The 4285-nt window shown below is 63.4% G+C and carries 4 protein-coding genes and 2 pseudogenes; 4 read left to right on the forward strand and 2 right to left on the reverse strand.

Going from position 1 to position 4285, the window contains the following annotated elements:
* Positions 1-195 (forward strand): annotated as a pseudogene (locus tag ACH2EI_RS19185) (hypothetical protein); the annotation flags it as partial.
* Here the strand turns inward: ACH2EI_RS19185 and ACH2EI_RS19190 are convergent.
* Positions 178-1128, reverse strand: a complete 951-nt coding sequence (locus ACH2EI_RS19190) for a D-2-hydroxyacid dehydrogenase (protein ID WP_395152030.1) — start codon at positions 1126-1128, stop codon at positions 178-180. The pseudogene ACH2EI_RS19185 and the gene ACH2EI_RS19190 overlap by 18 nt on opposite strands.
* On the reverse strand, positions 1125-1835 hold the full coding sequence (locus ACH2EI_RS19195; RefSeq protein WP_395161195.1) for a carboxymuconolactone decarboxylase family protein: 711 nt from the start codon (positions 1833-1835) through the stop codon (positions 1125-1127). Before ACH2EI_RS19195 ends, ACH2EI_RS19190 begins: the two co-directional genes overlap by 4 nt.
* A gap of 119 nt (positions 1836-1954) precedes the next feature.
* Here ACH2EI_RS19195 and ACH2EI_RS19200 point away from each other — a divergent pair, with 119 nt between their 5' ends.
* The 3 genes and pseudogenes from ACH2EI_RS19200 to ACH2EI_RS19210 all read left to right on the forward strand — a co-directional run.
* Positions 1955-3103 carry a nitronate monooxygenase gene (locus ACH2EI_RS19200; RefSeq protein ID WP_395152026.1) on the forward strand — a complete coding sequence of 383 codons (1149 nt, stop codon included), beginning with the start codon at positions 1955-1957 and terminating at the stop codon, positions 3101-3103.
* A 159-nt stretch (positions 3104-3262) separates the two neighbouring features.
* Positions 3263-3817, forward strand: coding sequence for a hypothetical protein (locus ACH2EI_RS19205; protein WP_395161197.1), 555 nt, complete (start codon positions 3263-3265; stop codon positions 3815-3817).
* Positions 3810-4285: pseudogene (locus ACH2EI_RS19210) on the forward strand (hypothetical protein); the annotation flags it as partial. The gene ACH2EI_RS19205 and the pseudogene ACH2EI_RS19210, both read left to right, overlap by 8 nt.

The following is a 4285-nucleotide window of genomic DNA, read 5'->3' on the forward strand; positions in this document are numbered from 1 at the left end:
CAGCAAGCCGGTGGGCCGCCCTATTCGAGCGGCCTGCGCGCACTGCAAGACGGCTGGATGCTCCTCCAGTCAGCTCAGCTCATTCCTCCCGCTCCAGGCCAAGAACGCGAGAACTCCTACCTCGAGTACGAGTTCATCTTCGAACGCCGCATCGACATCAGCGATGAAGCAAACGCTTTAGACCTCAGAGAGTAAGTCGCCGCACGACACCCAGGGCGCGAGGTTTGCGAGAAAACGTTCAGCCGCTCGACGCGCCGTGCCATCGGTACTGCCGGAGTTGTGTGGCGTGATGATCACGTTAGGCAATGCCCACAGCGGATCGTCGGCGGGCAGCGGTTCGGGGTCGGTCACGTCGAGGCCGGCGCCACCAAGTTTGCCGGACGCCAGCGCCTCGGTCAGAGCCGGTTGATCGACCAACTCGCCTCGCCCCACGTTGACGAAGAACGCGTGCGCCTGCATCGCTGCGATCACGTCAACGGAGATGATGCCGCGCGTGTCGTCGTTGAGCGGCAACGCGAGAACGACCGCGTCGACCTCGGCCATCACTGCAGCCAGCTCGGCGAGCGGGCGAACAGGACATGTTTCGTCTCCCTGAGCCTGGCGCCGGACAATCACGGGTTGCATCCCGAACGCCGTTGTCAGGCGGACGACCTCCTGACCGATCGGGCCGTAGCCGATCACGGCGACGCTCTTGCCCTCAAGTTCGCTCCATCTCTCCCACGCCCACTCGGCGTTGGCCTGGGCCCGCATCATCCGCGGTAGATCGCGGGCCAGCGCGAGGAGATACATCATCACGGTGCGCGCAATCGGAGCGCTGTTCGAACCCGACGAGTTCGTCAGGCGGACGCCGCGATCCTTGAGTGTCTGGAAGATCGGGCTGTCGACCCCGGCCGACATGGAGTGCAGCCACGCCAGGTTCTCGGCGCGTAACGCCACGCCGAAGAAGTTTCCTCCGCGGTGCGGCCAGGCATCGTGAGAGAAGAACGCGATCGTGATCCGTTCGAGATCGGCGTCGGCAACGGGTTCTTCACCGACCAGCAACACCGTCTCGATGTCTGGCGCAATGGCCGTGACTCGATCGCCCCATGCCTCCCAGAACACGTCGGTACAAAACAGGACATCACTCATTCTTCTTCTCCCGCATCTGAAGTTTCCGCATCTGAGATCTCCATTATCTGTCTTTCGTTCGTTCTGTCTTGGTCCGGCACGCTGATATCGCGCACGATGTCGCGAGGGTCGAAGTCGTCGGGCGCAGCGACCTCAACGATGCGCTCATCGACGTCGTCGAACTCCGTCCGCAGCGCTTTCGACATCACCGCGTGCTGCGAATACAGGCACGTGATGTAGGTCAACTCCAAAATCTGTGCGTCGGGTAGGTGGGCGCGAAGGCCGTCGAAGATCGCATCAGGCACCCTGCCCTGGCCGGTGACGAGGCAGTCGGCGTAGCCGAGCACCAGGCGCTCGAGTTCATTCCAACAGGGCGCACCGGCACCGACAGCGACGCCCGCAATCTGCTCCTCGGTCGCGCCGAGCCCGCGCAGTGACTTGCAGTGCTGCGAGTAGACGAACTGGCTCCCGACCAACCAGCCAGCTCGCGTCTGACCGAGCTCGCGGAGCATCGGGTCGAGCGCCGCGCGCCGGTACACGCGAAAGCCCTGCACTGCGTGTTCGAACACTGCGTGATCGTTGGCGAAGACCGTCCACCAGTCTCCTTGCGTACCGGTGGCCGTTCCCGGTTCGTTGACCGGGTCGCGATCGCCGAAGAGCCGCCCGTACACCTGCTCGACGAGTGGCGACTCATTCTCCTCGCGGGACACTTCGTTCAATCGTGGCATCTGTCGATCGTGTCAGACCTGAGACCGAGAGCACGAAGACGACCGCATTGATTCCAGAGTGCATGACCGCACGTCGTCCAATCCCGCCCCGGATGGCGGCACGCGGCACAATGGGAGACATGAAGACAGCTGCCACCGAACTGCTCGGTATCGAGTTCCCCATCTTTGCCTTCAGCCACTGCCGTGACGTCGTCGCCGCGGTGAGTAAGGCTGGCGGCCTCGGCGTACTCGGCGCAGTTGCCCACTCGCCGAAGCAGTTGGAGATCGACCTCGAATGGATCGAGGCCGAGATTGGCAGCCGTCCGTACGGCGTCGACCTGATCGTGCCAGCCAAATACGCCGGCGACGAAGACGGCGGCTACACGCTCGAAGACATCGCGAAGCTCATCCCCGACACGCATCGGGCGTTCATCGATGAGATTCTCGAACGCTACGACGTCCCGGAATTGCCGGCCGACGACACGACCACACGTTCGAACACAGCCGTTGGTGGCCACGACGGCAACGCACCGTTCAGCGCGAACGCCGCCCTGCCACAGCTCAATGTCGCACTCGCCAGCAACGCTGCGTTCATCGCGAATGCGCTCGGCCCGCCGCCAAAGTTCCTCATCGACCGCTGCAAAGAGGAGGGCAAGCTGATCGGCGCGCTCGCCGGGCGTCCTCAGCATGCTGAACGCCACCAGGCTGCCGGCGTCGACATCATCATCGCCCAGGGTTCTGAAGCGGGTGGCCACACCGGCGAGATCGGTTCGATGGTTCTGATTCCCGAAATTGTCGACGCCGTCAACATCCCCGTCCTCGGTGCTGGTGGTATTGGGCGCGGCCGCCAGATGGCAGCAGCCATGGCACTCGGTGCTGAAGGTGTCTGGTGCGGTTCTGTCTGGTTGACAACCGATGAAGCCGAGACACACCCGGTCGTGAAAGCAAAGTTCCTCGCCGCGACATCGGCCGACACGATCCGCTCGCGATCACTCACCGGCAAGCACGCCCGCATGTTGAAGTCGGCCTGGACCGAAGAGTGGGAACGCGCCGATCGCCCTGACCCCCTCGGGATGCCGCTGCAACCAATTCTGACAACCGAAGCTCAGAAGCGCATCGCCCGCGCCGCCTATACGAAGGGGTCGGGTGCCGAGAAGTTGGCCAACTACTTCGTCGGCCAGATCGTCGGCACAATGAACCAGACGAAATCGTCCGGCCAGGTCGTCATGGACATGATCGAGGAGTTCATTGAGGCGGTCGAAGGCCTCGCTCGCCAGCTCGAAACCTGAGCCGCTACTCACCCCAGCGATTGGACTGCCACACCGAGTTCTGACTGCTGCCTGTCACACTCCGGTCTGACCAAAGTGTGACAACATAGATGTGACAGTCCAATCGCACGAGACCGACATTCGCGGCCGATCACAGACCTCTGCGATACGGTCCGCTCCATGTCCGGGCTCGACGCCACAGAGCGCACCGATGCGCACACAGCCCTGATCCACACCCGCGTCGGTCAGGCCGTTGTGGCTGTGCTGGTCGTGGTGATGTCGGTCTGGATCGTCGGACCGAATCTCCCTGCGAGCCCGGCCCGCGACATGGTCGCTGTGGTGTGGTCGCCAGCGGTCAATGCCGGCTTCGAACAGAACTGGTCCGTGTTTAGCCCGAACCCGCGCGCCCAAACCCTCGAAGTTGTGGCCGTTGCCGAGTTTGCCGACGGCACCACGACCGAATGGAGGCTGCCAGAGTTCGGCCCAGTAATCGGCGCCTACCGGACCTACCGATGGCGCAAATGGCAAGAGCGGGTCCGCCTCGATTCGAACGCGCGCTACTGGGACTCGTCAGCAGCGTGGATCGCGAGAGACGTCGCACGGGGCGACGAACTCCCCGTTCGTGTTCGGCTCCTCCGACGCTGGCGCGACCTCGAACCACTCACCGCCGACGGCATCGCGGACACGAAACTGAACGAGTTCGAATTCCACGTCTGGGAGGGTGCCGATGGTTGATCTCGCAGCCGCGCTGCTCGAACGGACGAGATCGCAGTTCGACGCCGCAGCTCACGCACTCTTTCTGCGAGAGCGTCCCGCCTGGCCTGTCGCGATCATGCGCATTCTGTTCGGGCTCGTCGTGTTCGGGTGGACTGCGACGATGGCGCTCGATGTCGGCGGCCTGCTGGGCTCCGACGCGTTAGTCCCCATCGAGTTCGCGTCGCAGGGTGTCTGGAACTGGTTCGCACTTGAATCGACCGGGGCGGTGTGGGTCGCGATCGGCGCGCTGCTTATTGCTTCGGTAGCGATCACTCTCGGCTGGCGGCCGACCGAATGGTTGGTGCTCACCTTCGTTCTCCTCGTGGCGGTGCAGCGACGCAATCCTGTGATTCTGAACTCGGGCGACTTTCTTCTCTGCAACTTCGCGCTCATCTTGGCCTTCATGCCGACGGGCGCTGCGCTCTCGATCGACCGCTGGCGCCGTCA

The organism is Ilumatobacter sp. (genome assembly GCF_041688325.1).
In the GTDB taxonomy this organism is placed as follows: domain Bacteria; phylum Actinomycetota; class Acidimicrobiia; order Acidimicrobiales; family Ilumatobacteraceae; genus Ilumatobacter_A.

What these genes read in the sequence shown, in the direction of transcription:
- ACH2EI_RS19190 (WP_395152030.1), bottom strand. Translation starts at nt 1,128, where the DNA reads ATGAGTGATGTCCTGTTTTGTACCGACGTGTTCTGGGAGGCATGGGGC.
- ACH2EI_RS19195 (WP_395161195.1), bottom strand. Translation starts at nt 1,835, where the DNA reads ATGCCACGATTGAACGAAGTGTCCCGCGAGGAGAATGAGTCGCCACTC.
- ACH2EI_RS19200 (WP_395152026.1), top strand. Translation starts at nt 1,955, where the DNA reads ATGAAGACAGCTGCCACCGAACTGCTCGGTATCGAGTTCCCCATCTTT.
- ACH2EI_RS19205 (WP_395161197.1), top strand. Translation starts at nt 3,263, where the DNA reads ATGTCCGGGCTCGACGCCACAGAGCGCACCGATGCGCACACAGCCCTG.